7 protein-coding genes and 3 rRNA genes are annotated in these 18,492 nt (G+C 62.5%); 8 read left to right on the top strand and 2 right to left on the bottom strand.

Going from position 1 to position 18,492, the window contains the following annotated elements; all coding sequences use genetic code 11:
- Nucleotides 1-54 precede the first annotated feature (54 nt).
- The 7 genes from ACV095_RS16950 to ACV095_RS16920 all read left to right on the top strand — a co-directional run bounded on the left by ACV095_RS16950 (nt 55) and on the right by ACV095_RS16920 (nt 14,141).
- Nucleotides 55-2,097 carry an alpha-1,4-glucan--maltose-1-phosphate maltosyltransferase gene (locus ACV095_RS16950; protein WP_134165860.1) on the top strand — a complete coding sequence of 681 codons (2,043 nt, stop codon included), beginning with the start codon at nt 55-57 and terminating at the stop codon, nt 2,095-2,097.
- Complete coding sequence (gene treS, locus ACV095_RS16945) at nt 2,094-3,887, top strand: maltose alpha-D-glucosyltransferase (protein ID WP_018771179.1); 1,794 nt, start codon at nt 2,094-2,096, stop codon at nt 3,885-3,887. Before ACV095_RS16950 ends, treS begins: the two co-directional genes overlap by 4 nt.
- 1 nt (nt 3,888) lies before the next feature.
- Entirely contained in the window at nt 3,889-7,593 is a 3,705-nt protein-coding gene (locus tag ACV095_RS16940; RefSeq protein WP_478222329.1) for a 1,4-alpha-glucan branching enzyme, read from the top strand.
- A gap of 458 nt (nt 7,594-8,051) precedes the next feature.
- Nucleotides 8,052-9,574, top strand: a 16S ribosomal RNA gene (locus ACV095_RS16935).
- Nucleotides 9,575-10,065: 491 nt separating this feature from the next.
- Nucleotides 10,066-13,195: ribosomal RNA gene (locus ACV095_RS16930) — 23S ribosomal RNA — on the top strand.
- Between the two features lie 170 nt (nt 13,196-13,365).
- Nucleotides 13,366-13,482, top strand: a 5S ribosomal RNA gene (gene rrf / locus ACV095_RS16925).
- The 16S, 23S and 5S rRNA genes sit together here, the layout of an rRNA operon.
- 131 nt (nt 13,483-13,613) lie before the next feature.
- On the top strand, nt 13,614-14,141 hold the full coding sequence (locus ACV095_RS16920) for an SRPBCC family protein (RefSeq protein WP_478222328.1): 528 nt from the start codon (nt 13,614-13,616) through the stop codon (nt 14,139-14,141).
- Here the strand turns inward: ACV095_RS16920 and ACV095_RS16915 are convergent.
- Together ACV095_RS16915 and ACV095_RS16910 are read right to left on the bottom strand one after the other, a co-directional pair.
- Nucleotides 14,138-15,208, bottom strand: a complete 1,071-nt coding sequence (locus tag ACV095_RS16915; RefSeq protein WP_478222327.1) for a LacI family DNA-binding transcriptional regulator — start codon at nt 15,206-15,208, stop codon at nt 14,138-14,140. The genes ACV095_RS16920 and ACV095_RS16915 overlap by 4 nt on opposite strands.
- Before the next feature lie 2 nt (nt 15,209-15,210).
- A complete protein-coding gene (locus ACV095_RS16910; RefSeq protein WP_478222326.1) occupies nt 15,211-16,944 on the bottom strand; it encodes a glycoside hydrolase family 13 protein in 1,734 nt (577 codons plus the stop codon).
- A gap of 177 nt (nt 16,945-17,121) precedes the next feature.
- Here ACV095_RS16910 and ACV095_RS16905 point away from each other — a divergent pair, with 177 nt between their 5' ends.
- On the top strand, nt 17,122-18,492 hold the full coding sequence (locus ACV095_RS16905) for an FAD-binding oxidoreductase (protein ID WP_478222325.1): 1,371 nt from the start codon (nt 17,122-17,124) through the stop codon (nt 18,490-18,492).

Raw genomic sequence — 18,492 nt, 5'->3', positions numbered from 1 at the left:
GCTAACGTCGAGCCTGTGACGACTAACTCAGGAACCAGTGCCGCATCCACCAAAATGCCCCAGCGCCGTATCACGGAGGGCCTTCGGTTCGGGCGTTTTCCCATTACCGCAGTGCAGCCCGTCGTCGAGGGCGGCAAGTTTCCGGCCAAAGCCCTGCCCGGCGAAGCCATCGTGGTGGGCGCCACCGCCTTCCGCGAAGGGCATGACCAGCTCGGTGTGAGCGCCGTGCTCCTGGACCCCTCCGGCGCGGAGCGCCAGCGTGTGCGGCTCGCGCCGCCCCGCGGGGAACGCGGCATGGGAACGGACCGCTGGGAAGGCGTGCTTACGCCGTCGGAAACCGGGAACTGGTCCTTTGTGATCGAAGCCTGGCACGACCGCTACGGCACCTGGCACCACAACGCCGAGGTGAAGATCGACGCCGGGATCGACGTCGAACTCATGCTTACCGAAGGTGCCAAACTGCTGGGCGAAGCGTCCACCGAGGACTTCCGGGACGAGGTGGACCGGGCAGCGCTGCGGCACGCCTCCGACGTCCTGGCCGACCAGTCCCGCAGCACCGAGGAACGGCTCGGGGCAGGGTTCAGCCAGGAAATCGCTGACATCGTGGCCCGGCAGCCCATCCGGGAACTGGTGACGGTTTCCGAGAAGTTCCCCCTCCTGGTGGAGCGGGACCGCGCCGGCCGCGGCGCCTGGTACGAGTTCTTCCCCCGCTCTGAAGGCGCGGTCAAGGACCACAACACGGGCGCTTGGACGTCAGGAAACTTCCGGACCGCGGCAAGGCGGCTCGACGCCGTGGCCGCCATGGGCTTCGACGTCCTGTACATGCCGCCCATCCATCCCATCGGCGTGCAGCACCGCAAGGGACCCAACAACACCCTGGTTGCCGGCCCCAATGATCCCGGCTCGCCCTGGGCCATTGGAGCCAAGGAGGGCGGCCATGACGCCATCCACCCCGACCTCGGTTCCTTCGAGGACTTCGACGCCTTCGTGGCGCGGGCCAACGAACTGGGCCTGGAAGTTGCCCTGGACCTTGCGCTTCAGGCAGCCCCGGACCACCCTTGGGTGGAGTCCCATCCGGAATGGTTCACCACCCGGGTGGACGGCAGCATTGCCTACGCCGAAAACCCGCCGAAGAAGTACCAGGACATATATCCGCTCAATTTCGATAATGATCCTGAAGGGCTTTCCCGGGAAATTCTGCGGATTGTCCTGTTGTGGGTCAGCCACGGCGTAAAGATTTTCCGGGTGGATAACCCGCATACCAAACCGGTGTGGTTCTGGGAATGGCTTATTGCCGAAGTGAATAAAACGGTCCCGGGCGTGGTGTTCCTCGCCGAAGCGTTCACCCGCCCCGCCATGATGCACGCGCTGGGCAGGGCCGGCTTCCAGCAGTCCTACACCTACTTCACCTGGCGCAACACCAAGAAGGAGATCGAGGCGTACTTCGACGAAGTCAGCCACGAATCCCCGGCCTTCTTCCGCCCCAACTTCTTCGTCAACACCCCGGACATCCTGACCGAATACCTGCAGTACGGCGGCCCCGCCGCGTTCCGGATCCGGGCGGTCCTTGCCTCCACCGGAAGCCCGCTCTGGGGCGTCTACGCCGGCTACGAACTGTACGAGCATGTGGCCCGGCCCGGCGCCGAGGAATACATCGACAACGAGAAGTTCGAGTACAAGGCCCGCGACTGGGACGCCGCAGCCGAGTCCGGGCGCTCGCTGGCACCGTACATCACACGGCTGAACCACATCCGCCGTGACCACCCGGCGCTGCTGGACCTTCAGAACCTGACGGTCCACCAGAGCACGGATGAATCCACGGTGGTGTACTCCAAGCACAAGACCCTTCCCGACGGGACCAAGGACACCATCATCGTGGTGGTCAACGTGGACCCGCATGTCACCAAGGAAAGCAGCGTGGTGCTGGACCTGGCAGCCCTGGAGCTCGATCCGCAGGACCGCACCCCGGGCGGCGGCTTCTACGTTGACGACCTGATCTCCGGCCAAAGCTGGGAGTGGGGCGAGTACAACTATGTGCGGCTCGACCCGCACGTGGAACCGGCCCACATCCTGAGCGTGAGGAGAATGCATTCGTGAGTTTTAATCCGCAAAGTTCCGGCCACTTCACCCCAAAGAGCACGTTCGAGCTAAATGCCCCTGGCCTCCAGCATGACCCGCTGTGGTACCGCAAGGCCGTGTTCTATGAAGTACTTGTCAGGGCCTTTGCGGATGCCAACGGCGATGGGTCCGGGGATTTCTCCGGGCTCATCGACCGGTTGGATTACCTGCAGTGGCTGGGCGTTGACTGCCTCTGGCTGCCCCCGTTCTTCCAGTCACCGCTGCGCGACGGCGGCTACGACATCTCCGACTACAACTCGGTCCTGGACGAATTCGGCACCATCAGCGATTTCAAGCGGCTCGTGGCAGAAGCCCATGCCCGCGGCGTCCGGGTGATCATCGACCTGCCCCTGAACCACACTTCCGACCAGCACCCGTGGTTCCAGGAATCGCGGAAGGACCCGGACGGCCCTTTCGGGGACTTCTACGTCTGGAGCGACACGGACGAGAAGTACCAGGACGCGCGCATCATCTTCGTCGATACCGAGGAATCGAACTGGACGTTCGATCCCATCCGCCGGCAGTTCTTCTGGCACCGGTTCTTCAGCCACCAGCCTGACCTGAACTTCGAAAACCCGAAGGTGATCGACGCCGTCTTCGACGTTGTCCGGTTCTGGCTGGACCAGGGGATCGACGGTTTCCGGGCAGACGCCATCCCCTACCTCTTTGAGGAAGAGGGCACCAACTGCGAGAACCTCCCGGCCACCCACGAGTTCCTCCGCCGGCTGCGGGCCATGGTGGACGAAAGCTATCCCGGCCGCGTCATCATTGCCGAGGCAAACCAGCCGCCCACCGAAGTGGTGGAGTATTTCGGCACCGTTGAGGAACCCGAATGCCACATGGCGTTCCACTTCCCCATCATGCCCCGCCTCTATTACGCGCTGCGGGACCAGAAGGCCGCTCCCATCATCGAAACCATGCGCGACACCCCCGACATCCCCGAGGGCGCGCAGTGGGGAACATTCCTCCGGAACCACGACGAGCTGACACTGGAGATGGTCACCGCCGATGAGCGCGCGGCGATGCTGGGCTGGTACGCCCCCGACCCCCGGATGCGGGCGAACATCGGCATCCGGCGCAGGCTGGCACCGCTGCTTGATAATTCCCGCGCCGAGATCGAGTTGATCAATGCCCTCCTGCTCTCGCTTCCGGGCAGCCCGTTCCTGTACTACGGGGATGAGATCGGCATGGGGGACAACATCTGGCTTGAGGACCGCGACGCCGTCCGCACCCCCATGCAGTGGAACCCGGACCGGAATGCCGGCTTCTCCCATGCGGATCCCGGCAAGCTGTACCTGCCGCCCATCCAGTCGCTGGTCTACAACTACGGCATGGCCAATGTCGAAGCGGAGGCTGCCCACTCCGGGTCCCTGCTGCGCTGGACCCGGCAGATCCTCAGCGTCCGCAAGAACCACCCGGCTTTCGGACTGGGCGGGTTCAAGCACGTGGAGGCGGACCACGACGCCGTCCTGGCCTACCTCCGTGAACTGCCGGACAGCAACCCTGCGGGCGTCGATGGAGAAATAATTTTGTGCGCCTTCAACCTCTCCCAGCACCCCGTCGCCGCCACGCTGCGCATTCCGGAATATGCCGGGCGCGGGTTGCGCGACGTCTTCGGTGGACAGATCTTCCCCGGCATCGGCGATGACGGCACCCTCACCCTGACCCTCGGAAGCCATGACTTCTTCTGGCTCCGCATGCGGTCGGCGGGGTCCAATCCGTCGTCGCCCTTCACCCAGGCCATGCCCATCCTGTCGATAGAGAACTGAGATGAACCAGCCAATCCTCACTCCCGCCCTGACCGCGCTGCTCAAGGAATGGCTGCCGCAGCAGCGATGGTTCCCCGTCAAGACACCCGATTTCGCCATTTCCCAGGCCGGCAGCCTGGGCCTGGAGGATCCCACCGGGCACGCCGCGCTGGCCGTATTCCTCCTCAACGTCACCATGGAGGGGCCCGACGGCGGCCCGCGCAGCGCCGTGGTCCAGGTCCCCTTGAGCTTCCGCCCGGCACCGGCCGGCGGCATGGAACGGGCGCTGGTAGGCGAAGCCGCAGGAATGGATCCAACCCGTCCCTGGGTCTACGACGCTGTCCACGACCCCGACTTCGTAGGCGCCTGGCTCGACCTCATCCGGGACGGGTCGAAGGCCGCGAGCGGCAGTGCCACCGGATTCCGGGTGGAAGGGCCGCACCGCCTGCCCACTGCCAAGGGCGTGGTGAAGGTGCTCTCGGGGGAGCAGTCCAACAGTTCAGTCATCGTGGACGACGGCGAATCTGCCGCCATGGTGAAATTCTTCCGCGTCCTGTCGGACGGGACCAACCCGGAGATTGAAGTCGGTGCTGCCTTGACCAGGGCCGGCACAGCGGAAGTCCCCGCCACCCTGGGCTGGGTCCGCGGGGAGTGGCTCGGAAAATCCGGTAACGCCGGACAAAGCAGCCGCTACGTCCAAGGTGAGCTTGCGGTGGCCCACGAGTTCCTCGCCGGCGGCCGCGACGCCTGGCGGCTGGCGGTTGACGCCGCCCGCTCCGGCACCGACTTCACGGCAGAAGCCCGCGCCCTGGGCGCGGCCACCGCAACGGTGCACAAGCGGTTGGCGGAGGCACTGGGGCAGTCAGCCGGGCCCGAACCCGGAAAGGCGCCAGGAGCTGCTGTTGCCCAGCGTGTCCGCGCTGCTTGGGCGGAAGCCCGTGCCGCCGTCGGGCCTTACGACGACGCCCTGGACGCCCTGCTGGCCGGCCTGGACAAGGTTCCCGCCGGGCCGCTGCAGCGCATCCACGGCGACCTCCACCTGGGCCAGATCCTCCTCGTGACCGGACAATCCGGCGACCAGTCGCGCTGGGCCATCCTGGATTTCGAGGGCGAGCCCCTGCGGCCCATCTCCGAACGGAACGTCCCGGACGTACCACTCCGGGACGTGGTGGGAATGCTGCGCTCCTTCGACTACGCGGCCGGTGCGGCGCAGCGCGAGCAGGAAGGTGCACAGGTCCCGGACAGCTGGGTCGACGATTGCGCTGATGCCTTCCTTGCCGGGTACGCGGGGGTCATTCCCGGCACGGTGGACCGGACCTCGCCCCTGTTTGTGGCATTGTGGCTGGACAAGGCGCTGTACGAAGTTGTTTATGAAATGCGTAACAGGCCCGACTGGGTGGCGATTCCAGTAAACGCCTCCAGGCGGCTCCTAAGCGGTAACGGTGCCGGCGATCAGGCCGGTGCAGCATCGGAAGGTAACGAAATGACAGGCTCAGCACGAACTGACCAGCCGGGGGTGCCGCTGCACGTGGATGAAGGCACCCTGGGCAGGATCGCGAACGGTGAACACCACGCCCCCCACTCCGTCCTGGGCGCGCACCTGGACGACTACGGGCATGTCACCATCCGCACCGTGAAGCATCTTGCCGAAGCGATCACCGTGGTCACCCAAGCCGGTGAAGTGCCAATGCAACACGAGGCACACGGCGTTTGGGTTGCGGTCCTGGATCCGCAGGACCAGGGCCACGTTCCCGACTACCGGCTCTCGGTCACCTACCCGGGCAAGGACCCGGTGACCATTGATGAGCCCTACCGCTACCTGCCCACCGTAGGCGAAGTGGACCTGCACCTCATTGGTGAAGGCCGGCACGAAAAACTGTGGCAGGTTCTCGGTGCCCACGTGCGGCACTACAAATCATCGCTTGGGGACGTCAACGGTGTGTCGTTCGCCGTCTGGGCCCCCAACGCGCAGGCCGTCCGGGTCAAGGGCGATTTCAACGCCTGGGACGGACGGGAAAACTCCATGCGGTCGCTGGGTTCCTCCGGTGTCTGGGAAGTGTTCATTCCCGGCGTCCCGGCAGGTGCCTGCTACAAGTACGAGATCCTGACACGGGGCGGCTACTGGGTCGAAAAGGCCGATCCGCTGGCCTTCGGCACGGAGGTGCCACCACTGACGGCGTCCCGGGTGGTGGAACCTTCCTACGCCTTCAAGGACGACGAATGGATGGAAGCACGGGCCAAACGGGACCCGCACAACTCGGCCATGAGCGTCTACGAAGTGCACCTCGGGTCCTGGCGGCTGGGCCTTGGCTACCGTGAACTCGCCGACGAACTGGTGGAGTACGTCAAATGGCTCGGGTTCACGCACGTGGAATTCATGCCCGTCGCGGAGCATCCGTTCGGCGGTTCCTGGGGTTACCAGGTCACCTCCTACTTCGCACCCACGTCCAGGTTCGGACATCCCGACGAGTTCCGCTACCTGGTGGACGCCCTCCACCAGGCGGGCATCGGCGTGCTGCTGGACTGGGTGCCTGCACACTTCCCCAAGGATTCCTGGGCATTGGCCCAGTTCGACGGCGAGCCTCTTTACGAGCACGCGGATCCGGCGCTGGGGGAACACCCGGACTGGGGCACCCTGATCTTCGACTTCGGCCGCACCGAGGTCCGGAACTTCCTGGTGGCCAACGCGCTGTACTGGCTGGAGGAGTTCCATATCGACGGCCTGCGTGTGGACGCTGTGGCCTCCATGCTCTACCTCGATTACTCCCGCCAGGAAGGCCAGTGGCGGCCCAACCGCTTCGGCGGAAGGGAAAACCTGGAAGCCATCTCCTTCCTGCAGGAAGTCAACGCCACCGTCTACAAGACACACCCCGGCGCCGTCATGATCGCGGAAGAGTCGACGGCCTTCCCGGGCGTCACCGCTCCCACCAGCCACGGTGGCCTGGGCTTCGGCCTGAAGTGGAACATGGGCTGGATGCACGACTCCCTCAAGTACATCTCCGAGGATCCCTTCAACCGCAAGTGGCACCACGGAACGGTCACCTTCTCCCTGGTCTACGCCTTCACGGAGAACTTCCTGCTGCCCATCAGCCACGATGAAGTTGTCCACGGCAAGGGCTCCATGCTCCGCAAGATGCCGGGCGACCGCTGGCAGCAGCTGGCCAACCTCCGCGCCTTTTTTGCCTACCAGTGGGCGCACCCCGGCAAGCAGCTCATCTTCATGGGGACCGAGTTTGGCCAGGAAGCGGAGTGGTCTGAGCAGCACGGACTGGACTGGTGGCTCGCGGACATCCCCGCGCACCGCGGACTGCAGCTGCTGACCAAGGACCTGAACGAGCTGTACGCTGCCACACCCGCCCTCTACACCCAGGACAACGTTCCTGCGGGTTTCCAGTGGATCAACGGGGGAGACGCCGACCGTAACGTCCTGTCCTTCATCCGATGGGACGCCGACGGCAACCCGGTCGTCTGCGCCATCAACTTCTCCGGTACGCCGCACGTCGGCTACACCCTTGGAGTTCCCACGGCCGGCGCATGGATCGAGGTCCTTAATACGGACCACACCACCTACGGCGGATCGGGTGTGCTGAACAGTGGAGAGCTGAAGGCCACCAACGAGGGACAGGATGGCCAGCCGGCCACCCTTGCTGTCACGCTTCCCCCGCTGGGAGCGTCCTACTTCAAGCCCGGGGCCGCATCGGCTGACCAGGCCGACGGGAAGAAATAACGGCAGATGCAGTAAGCGAAAGGCCCGGAATCCGCGTGGTTCCGGGCCTTTTGGCTGCCCGCAGGACGCCCTCCGGCAGCGGACTGGCGATCCGTAATGAGTGGTGGTAGAGTTTATTTCCGCGCTGCTCCACGGAGTCAGACGGAAAACCGAACCCCCCAAGCTAACGCTGAGGATGGTCGCGGACGCCGGTTTGACACGAGAGAGATCAGCCGGTAAGTTTGGAAAGTTGCTCCGGAGCGAGCCTGGACGTTGGTTTGGGTGGTGCCGGGTGTGTCTGTTGTTTGAGAACTCAATAGTGTGCCAAGTTTGTTGATACCGATTATGTATGTAATTGGTTGATTGTGCTGTGCCGCCACCCCGTGGTGTGCATGGTGTTTTTGGCTGGTTTCAAATTTTGTGCAGCTGTTTCTGCCGTTATTTCCGGTGGTTGTGGTTGTGTCTGTTTTTGTTTTACTTCAACGGAGAGTTTGATCCTGGCTCAGGATGAACGCTGGCGGCGTGCTTAACACATGCAAGTCGAACGATGATGCCAGCTTGCTGGTGGATTAGTGGCGAACGGGTGAGTAACACGTGAGTAACCTGCCCTTGACTCTGGGATAAGCCTGGGAAACTGGGTCTAATACCGGATATGACCTTCCATCGCATGGTGGTTGGTGGAAAGCTTTTGTGGTTTTGGATGGACTCGCGGCCTATCAGCTTGTTGGTGGGGTAATGGCCTACCAAGGCGACGACGGGTAGCCGGCCTGAGAGGGTGACCGGCCACACTGGGACTGAGACACGGCCCAGACTCCTACGGGAGGCAGCAGTGGGGAATATTGCACAATGGGCGAAAGCCTGATGCAGCGACGCCGCGTGAGGGATGACGGCCTTCGGGTTGTAAACCTCTTTCAGTAGGGAAGAAGCGTAAGTGACGGTACCTGCAGAAGAAGCGCCGGCTAACTACGTGCCAGCAGCCGCGGTAATACGTAGGGCGCAAGCGTTATCCGGAATTATTGGGCGTAAAGAGCTCGTAGGCGGTTTGTCGCGTCTGCCGTGAAAGTCCGGGGCTCAACTCCGGATCTGCGGTGGGTACGGGCAGACTAGAGTGATGTAGGGGAGACTGGAATTCCTGGTGTAGCGGTGAAATGCGCAGATATCAGGAGGAACACCGATGGCGAAGGCAGGTCTCTGGGCATTAACTGACGCTGAGGAGCGAAAGCATGGGGAGCGAACAGGATTAGATACCCTGGTAGTCCATGCCGTAAACGTTGGGCACTAGGTGTGGGGGACATTCCACGTTTTCCGCGCCGTAGCTAACGCATTAAGTGCCCCGCCTGGGGAGTACGGCCGCAAGGCTAAAACTCAAAGGAATTGACGGGGGCCCGCACAAGCGGCGGAGCATGCGGATTAATTCGATGCAACGCGAAGAACCTTACCAAGGCTTGACATGAACCGGACCGCTGCAGAAATGTGGTTTCCCCTTTGGGGCTGGTTTACAGGTGGTGCATGGTTGTCGTCAGCTCGTGTCGTGAGATGTTGGGTTAAGTCCCGCAACGAGCGCAACCCTCGTTCTATGTTGCCAGCACGTGATGGTGGGGACTCATAGGAGACTGCCGGGGTCAACTCGGAGGAAGGTGGGGACGACGTCAAATCATCATGCCCCTTATGTCTTGGGCTTCACGCATGCTACAATGGCCGGTACAAAGGGTTGCGATACTGTGAGGTGGAGCTAATCCCAAAAAGCCGGTCTCAGTTCGGATTGGGGTCTGCAACTCGACCCCATGAAGTCGGAGTCGCTAGTAATCGCAGATCAGCAACGCTGCGGTGAATACGTTCCCGGGCCTTGTACACACCGCCCGTCAAGTCACGAAAGTTGGTAACACCCGAAGCCGGTGGCCTAACCCCTTGTGGGAGGGAGCTGTCGAAGGTGGGACTGGCGATTGGGACTAAGTCGTAACAAGGTAGCCGTACCGGAAGGTGCGGCTGGATCACCTCCTTTCTAAGGAGCACCTCCAACTCTTCTGTGCTGGTGAATGCCGGTGTGGGGGGTTGTCAGGAAGCAAGCCCGCAGCATGGACGATTGTTCCGTGGCGGGTGCTCATGGGTGGAATATCAGCAAATAGCGGCTGCGTGTTCTTTTGTCTTGTCTAGTACGAGCCAGTGATGGTTCTGGAACGGTGGGCGCAGGGATGCGTGGTTTAGTGTTTGGCACACTGTTGGGTCCTGAGGCAACAGGGCCGGGGGGTTTTCCCCTCGGGTTTGTTTGTTTCTGGTTTCCCTGCCGTGACGTTCCGTGCGCCTGTTGTGGGTGTGTGGGGTGTGTGGTGTGGGGTTGTTGTTTGAGAACTACATAGTGGACGCGAGCATCTTGTATAAGAAGCAATTTCCAAGATTAATGAACCTGGATCTGGCTGCGCTGTTGATGCCCTTTGGGGTGTTGGGGTGTGGTTGGTTTCTGTGGTTCTCTCGAGAAATGTTTTTGATCTTTGTGGTCAAGTTTTTAAGAGCACACGGTGGATGCCTTGGCATTAGGAGCCGAAGAAGGACGTAGGAATCTGCGATAAGCCTGGGGGAGTCGATAACCGGACTGTGATCCCAGGGTGTCCGAATGGGGAAACCCCGCCGAGCGCGCGAGTGACTCGGTGACCCGTACCTGAACACATAGGGTGCGTGGGGGGAACGCGGGGAAGTGAAACATCTCAGTACCCGCAGGAAGAGAAAACAATAGTGATTCCGTTAGTAGTGGCGAGCGAACGCGGATCAGGCTAAACCGTTCCATGTGTGATAGCCGGCGGGCGTTGCATGGTCGGGGTTGTGGGACTTTCCATACCAGTTCTGCCGGGCTGGTGGGGTGTGATGTGCGCGCATAGGTGAACGGTTTTGAAAGGCCGGCCAGAGAGGGTGTTAGTCCCGTAACCGTAATGTGTTTGTACCGCCTGTGAGAGTATCCCAAGTAGTACGGGGCCCGAGAAATCCCGTGCGAATCTGTCAGGACCACCTGATAAGCCTAAATACTCCCTAATGACCGATAGCGGACCAGTACCGTGAGGGAAAGGTGAAAAGTACCCCGGGAGGGGAGTGAAACAGTACCTGAAACCGTGTGCTTACAATCCGTCGGAGCCAGTCTGATTCTGGTGACGGCGTGCCTTTTGAAGAATGAGCCTGCGAGTTAGTGTTACGTCGCGAGGTTAACCCGTGTGGGGCAGCCGTAGCGAAAGCGAGTCTGAATAGGGCGTGTGAGTGGCGTGATCTAGACCCGAAGCGAAGTGATCTACCCATGGCCAGGTTGAAGCGACGGTAAGACGTCGTGGAGGACCGAACCCACTTCAGTTGAAAATGGAGGGGATGAGCTGTGGGTAGGGGTGAAAGGCCAATCAAACTTCGTGATAGCTGGTTCTCCCCGAAATGCATTTAGGTGCAGCGTTGCGTGTTTCTTGCTGGAGGTAGAGCTACTGGATGGCTAATGGGCCCTACAAGGTTACTGACGTCAGCCAAACTCCGAATGCCGGTAAGTGAGAGCGCAGCAGTGAGACTGTGGGGGATAAGCTTCATAGTCGAGAGGGAAACAGCCCAGACCACCAACTAAGGCCCCTAAGCGTGTGCTAAGTGGGAAAGGATGTGGAGTTGCCCAGACAACCAGGAGGTTGGCTTAGAAGCAGCCACCCTTAAAAGAGTGCGTAATAGCTCACTGGTCAAGTGATTCCGCGCCGACAATGTAGCGGGGCTCAAGTACACCGCCGAAGTTGTGGCATTCACATTTTAGCTAAGCCCTTGTGGTTCAGGCGTGTGGATGGGTAGGGGAGCGTCGTGTGGGCGGTGAAGTCGCGGTGTAAACCAGCGGTGGAGCCTACACGAGTGAGAATGCAGGCATGAGTAGCGAAAGACGGGTGAGAAACCCGTCCGCCGAATGATCAAGGGTTCCAGGGTCAAGCTAATCTGCCCTGGGTAAGTCGGGACCTAAGGCGAGGCCGACAGGCGTAGTCGATGGACAACGGGTTGATATTCCCGTACCGGCGAAAAACCGCCCATGCTGAGCGGGGGATACTAACTGCCCGAAGCCTGCCCGAGCGCCCTTGTGGTGTGAGGGTTTTGGTGGAGCGCAGGACCTGATCCCGGGAGGCAAGCGTATTAACAGGTGTGACGCAGGAAGGTAGCCGAGCCGGGCGATGGTTGTCCCGGTCTAAGGATGTAGGGCGAGTGGTAGGCAAATCCGCCACTCATGGTGCCTGAGATCTGATGGGACCCCCGTTTGGGGGGATTTGGTGATCCTATGCTGCCGAGAAAAGCATCGACGCGAGGTTTTAGCCGCCCGTACCCCAAACCGACACAGGTGATCAGGTAGAGAATACCAAGGCGATCGAGAGAATTATGGTTAAGGAACTCGGCAAAATGCCCCCGTAACTTCGGGAGAAGGGGGGCCCCAACCTTGATACACCCTTTGCGGTGTGGAGGGGATCGGGGCCGCAGAGACCAGGGGGAAGCGACTGTTTACTAAAAACACAGGTCCGTGCGAAGTCGCAAGACGATGTATACGGACTGACTCCTGCCCGGTGCTGGAAGGTTAAGAGGACCGGTTAGCCGCAAGGCGAAGCTGAGAATTTAAGCCCCAGTAAACGGCGGTGGTAACTATAACCATCCTAAGGTAGCGAAATTCCTTGTCGGGTAAGTTCCGACCTGCACGAATGGAGTAACGACTTCCCCGCTGTCTCAACCATAAACTCGGCGAAATTGCAGTACGAGTAAAGATGCTCGTTACGCGCAGCAGGACGGAAAGACCCCGAGACCTTTACTATAGTTTGGTATTGGTGTTCGGAGTGGCTTGTGTAGGATAGGTGGGAGACGTTGAAGCCCGGACGCCAGTTCGGGTGGAGTCATCGTTGAAATACCACTCTGGTCACTTTGGACATCTAACTTCGGCCCGTAATCCGGGTCAGGGACAGTGCCTGATGGGTAGTTTAACTGGGGCGGTTGCCTCCTAAAAAGTAACGGAGGCGCCCAAAGGTTCCCTCAGCCTGGTTGGCAATCAGGTGTCGAGTGTAAGTGCACAAGGGAGCTTGACTGTGAGAGAGACATCTCGAGCAGGGACGAAAGTCGGGACTAGTGATCCGGCGGTACATTGTGGAATGGCCGTCGCTCAACGGATAAAAGGTACCTCGGGGATAACAGGCTGATCTTGCCCAAGAGTCCATATCGACGGCATGGTTTGGCACCTCGATGTCGGCTCGTCGCATCCTGGGGCTGGAGTAGGTCCCAAGGGTTGGGCTGTTCGCCCATTAAAGCGGTACGCGAGCTGGGTTTAGAACGTCGTGAGACAGTTCGGTCCCTATCCGCTGCGCGCGCAGGAAATTTGAGAAGGGCTGTCCTTAGTACGAGAGGACCGGGACGGACGAACCTCTGGTGTGTCAGTTGTACTGCCAAGTGCACCGCTGATTAGCTACGTTCGGATGGGATAACCGCTGAAAGCATCTAAGCGGGAAGCTCGCTTCGAGATGAGATTTCCATACACCCTCGGGTGTGAGAGGCCCCCAGCCAGACCACTGGGTTGATAGGCCGGATGTGGAAGCGAGGACTAACGACTCGTGAAGCTGACCGGTACTAATAGGCCAACAACTTACACCACACAGATACATACAAACTCTGCTTGCGTCCACTATGTGGTTCCCAACCAACAACCCCCCAACACACGGGTTGTCACGGCACGGAACCAACACAACTGAATAACAACACCACAATGTTGTAACCACCAGACTTCCCACCCCCGAAAAAACACGGGCGGGCGGGTACAAGGGTTACGGCGGTCATAGCGTGGGGGAAACGCCCGGTCCCATTCCGAACCCGGAAGCTAAGACCCACAGCGCCGATGGTACTGCACCCGGGAGGGTGTGGGAGAGTAGGTCACCGCCGGACACACATTAAGCAGGGCCCTGACAACGAATGTCAGGGCCCTGCTGCTTTAACCGAACAGCACAAAGAGGATGCCCTGCCTCCGGGCGGACTCTACCCCCGGGCACCGCTGCCCGGGGGTAGAGTAGTCCCTCATGAGCAGCATCTTCAGCCACCCGCAGGACCCTTTCGAAGAAGCCGGACAGCGGGCAATTGAGCCGCTGGAACCGGTGGTCAACACCGTAGTCGTGCCCGGTCCCGTGGCCCGGGCTTTCGTTGGTTTCACGGAGCACACCCACCTCTGGTGGCCCCTTGAGCAGCACGGTGTCTATGGTGCCGGCTCCTACGTGGAGTTTGAAGAGAACCTCATCCTCGAAACAGCCGATGACGGCCGCACCAGTATCTGGGGAACCCTTGATGACTGGCAGCCGCCCCTGTCCTTCCATGCCACCTGGCATCCCGGCACTACGGCGCTGTGGTCCACCGAGCTCCTGGTGGCGTTCCGCGCCCTCGGCGGCGGAACTGAAGTCCGGGTCTTCCATGAAGGGTGGGAAGGCGCCGAGGATCCTGCCGCCGCGCGTCAAGAGTACGCGGAAGCGTGGCCCCGGATCCTGGACAAGTATGCGCGGTTCATGGGCGCCGGGGACGCCGCAGAGGACAGCTCGCCTGGAGGCGTGGCCTAGCCCCGCCCCGCGGCCTTGTCCGGCGGCACGGCGGTGCTGTTCCGGATCACAAACTCCGTAGGGTATTCCTGGTCCCGCGCTCCATCCGCCGCCAGGCCGCCGTCGGAACCTGCGCCCTCGGAACTTCCACCGGCATTGTCCAGCAGGGCCAGAGCCGTGGCAGCCGCCAGCCTTCCCTGTCCGCGTGGATCCTGGCTGATGGTGGTCAGCCCAAAGGTCTCTGCAAGTTCGTGCCCGTCAATCCCCACGACGGAAAGGTCCTGTGGGACCTGAAGGCCGAAGTCCCGGGCGGCGAGCATGATGCCCACGGCCATCTCGTCGGACGCGGCGAAGACTGCGGTGGGGCGGTCAGCGGAGGTGCCCAGGAGCCGGCGGCCCGCCGCGTACGCGCCCTGGATGGTGAAGTCGGCCGTGGCCTGCCACTCTTGCCGCACCGTCAGCCCGGCTGCTGCCATAGCCGCTGCAAAGCCCTTCTGGCGCAGCTGCGGAAGGTTGAAGTCGCGGTTCAAGGCCGCATCCCCGGTAACATGCGCGATCCGGGTATGGCCGAGCCCGATCAGGTGCCGGGTGGCCATCATGGCCAGGCCTTCGTCGTCGATCCTTATGGTCGAGGCGCCCCGCAGCGCCCCGCCGATGCCCACAATCGGACGGTGCACGGCGAGCAGCTGGCCGATCTCTTCCTCGCTGAGTACCAGCGCCACCGCAATGACGGCGTCCAGGCGTTTCCGCAGCAGGAAGTCGTTCAAAATGCTGCTGCGGTGCTCCGGCTGCTCTCCCACGTTGTACAGCGTCAGGTCGTAGCCGGCGTCCAGGAGGGCTTCCGAAACGCCCTCCAGGACCGAAGAGAAATACCAGCGCTGGACGTTGGGCACCACCAGGCCGATGTTGTGGTTCCGCCCGGAGGCGAGGCTGGAGGCGTGGTAAGAGGGGACGAACCCGAGTTCCCGTGCCGCCTCCTGCGCAAGGCGGCGGCTCCTGGAGGAGACGTTGGACTTGCCGCTCAGCGCCCTGGAGACGGTGGCCACGGACAGGCCGGCCCGGCTGGCAACTTCTTTGATGCCCGCCATGGTCAGCCTGCTGCTGTGATGCGGATCCAGGCGGTTTCGCCCGAAGCCAGCAGTCCTTCCGTGCCGGACGTGGTACTGCGGATAAGGACGCGGCCCGCAGGTATCTCCAGCGGCTCATGGTTCAGGTTCATAACCACCAGCGTAGTGCCGTTGAGGTAGCCCAGCGATGACCCGGTGCACCAGTCCTCGGCCCAGGACAGGGATCCCCGGCCCAGGTCCAGGTCGCGGCGGCGTGCCAGGGCGTCGCGGTAGAGGGACAGGTGCGACGACGGCGATTCCGCCTGCAGGTCCCTCGCCAACCCGCCAAAGGAAGCGGGAATGGGCAGCCATGGTTCATTTCCCGAACCGAAGCCCAGGTGTTGTTCTCCGGCACGCCAGGGCAGCGGCACCCGGCAGCCGTCACGGCCAAGCCGCTGCCCGCCGGTCCGGGCGAACGTGGGGTCCTGGCGCAGGTGGCCGGGGATGTCGATGCCGTCCGGCAGCCCCAGCTCCTCGCCCTGGTAGAGGTAGGCGGCACCGGGCAGTCCCAGCATGAACAGCGAGGCAGCAGCTGCGCGCTGCCGGCCGAGTTCCTCATCCGGCTGGGGATCGGCCGCCCCGATGCCGTCGCCGTCCCGTGGGCCATGGCCGTTGTAGCCAAACCGGCTGGCATGGCGGACCACATCGTGGTTGGACAGCACCCATGTGCTCGGGGCGCCGACGCCGTCAAGGACGGTCAGGGAATCGGTGATGACCGAGCGCAGCCGGTAGACGTCCAGGCCCGCATGGAGGTAGGGGAAATTGAACGCCTGGTGCATCTCGTCGGGCCTGACCCAGTGAGCCAGCCGGTGAAGGTCCACGCTTGCCTCGGCGCAGAGGATGCGGTCCGGGCCGTACTCGTCCAGGATCAGCCGCCAGTTGCGGTAGATGTCGTGGACGCCGGGTTGCCCGAACATGGGTGCCTCGTGGCCGGGGTACCCCTCGCTGTTGCCGCCATCGGCCCGGCCGCCCCAGGCGGGCAGGCCCGGGGCCTTGACCAGGGCATGGGCTACGTCCACCCGGAAACCGGACACGCCGCGGTCCAACCAGAAACGCAGCACGCGCTCGAACTCGGCGTGGACGGCGGGGTTGTCCCAGTTGAAGTCCGGCTGGGAGGAGTCAAAGAGGTGCAGGTACCACTGGCCCGGCCGGCCGTCGGCGTCTGTTACCCGTGTCCAGGCAGGTCCGCCAAAGTGTGACTGCCAGTTGTTCGGTGGCTCCTCTCCGTCAGGCCCGGTGCCGTCACGGAAGATGAACATGTCCCGTTCGGGGCTTCCGGCCGGTGCCGCACGGGCTGCCTGGAACGCCGGATGCTTGTCCGAACAGTGGTTGGGCACCAGGTCCACGATGACCCGCAGGCCAAGGCGGTGGGATTCGGCCATCATGACGTCGAAGTCGGCGAGTGTGCCAAAGATCGGGTCAACGTCGCAGTAGTCGCTGACGTCGTATCCGGCGTCACGCTGGGGGGAACGGTAAAAGGGTGACAGCCAAACAGCGTCGACGCCCAGGTCCGCCAGATGCGGCAGTTCCTCGGTAATTCCCGCGAGGTCTCCCACGCCGTCACCGTTCAGGTCCCGGAATGACCGGGGGTAGACCTGATAGATCACGGCAGAGCGCCACCAGCCGGGAGCGGTATCGGCAGCGTGGATGAGCGTCAGGGGGCCAGTGGCAGCTGAGGTGTCCTGGGTCACAGTATCGACAGACATGAAAGCCAGCATAGCGGCGGACGGGCGATAAATGAAAACGCTTCCATACATGTTTCGCCTAATTTCGCACGAACTTTCAAGGCTCTGCAGTCCAACAACTGGAAGCGATTGCACGCCGGCAAATCCAAAAGACCGGAGCGTCGCACGCCCTAGACTGGGTAGACATGTCCGACGACGGGTGGAGGCTTTGTGGGAAGCATCGTTGACGAGCTGGAGGCCATCCTGGCGCCGGGACAGCTGGATGTCAGCGAGGTCTCGCTCCGGCGGTACGCCATCGACCAGGCCCCCGTCATCGATTTCCAGCTTCCCCTGGCGGTGGTGTTCGCCGAATCAGTGGCCGACGTGCAGGCGGTGGTGAAAACCTGCGCCGGCAGCGGAGTGGCCATTGTCCCCCGGGGTGCGGGTACAGGCGTTTCCGGTGGTGCCCATGCCACCAGGAACTGCATCATCCTTTCGCTGGAGCGGATGAACCGGATCCTCGCCCTGAACCCAGACGATGAGACAGCCATGGTGGAGCCCGGCGTGGTGAACGTGGTCCTCAACGAAGCCGCAGCAGTGCACGGCCTCATGTATGCCCCCGATCCGGCCAGTTTCCGAAGCTCCACCATCGGCGGGAACGTGGCTACCAATGCCGGCGGCCTGCGCTGCGCCAAGTACGGGGTCACCAGGGATTCGGTCCTGGCACTGGACGTGGTCCTGGCCGACGGGTCCCTCATCCACACAGGCCACCAAACCTTCAAAGGCGTGGCGGGCTATGACCTCACGGGCCTCTTCGTGGGATCCGAAGGAACCCTGGGCGTCGTCGTCGGAATCACCGTGCGCCTGAAGTACCTGCCACGGGAAGTCCACACCGTGGCCGCCTTCTACCCGGACTTCAGGATGGCTGCCGCAGGGGTCCTGGCCGTAGGCAAGGCACGCGTCCAGCCGGCCATCATGGAACTGCTCGACGGCGGTACCCTGGCCCAGCTCGACGACATCCACGGCTCCGACCTCACCGCCCGCGGAAAATCACTCCTGCTGGTCCAGACCGACGGGTTTGGCGCCGCCGCGGAAGCGGAGGTTGTGCGCCAGGTCCTCCGCGCCGGCGGGGCAACGGTGACTACTGAGGCAAGCGCCGAGGCGGAGCGCCTGGTGGAACTCCGCCGGCACAGCAGGGGGACGGAGGTGGACGACGAGTACCGTGTAGGCGAGGACGTGGCCGTTCCCCGCTCCCGGTTGGTGGACTACGTCGCGGAACTCGAAGCCATGGCCGCCAGGCAGCAGGTACACCTCAAGGTGGTGGCCCACGCGGGTGACGGCAACCTGCACCCCACATTTTGGATCGACCGGCAGGGGGCAGGCGTGGACTCCACAGCCATGCAGCGGCTGCAGGCGGCACTGGACGAGTCCATCACCGCGGCGCTGGCGATGGGCGGCACCATCACCGGTGAGCACGGAGTAGGGCAGTACAAGCTCCGGTGGCTGGGACAGGAGCAGCCGGAACCGGTGCGGGAGCTCCAGCGCAGGATCAAGGACCTGTTCGATCCCGCGGGGATCCTCAACCCCGGTAAGGCGATCTAG

This window comes from Arthrobacter sp. JDC6 (assembly GCF_056484025.1).
The sequence above is the reverse complement of the archived record's forward strand: the minus strand, read 5'-3'. Positions and strand labels throughout refer to the sequence as shown.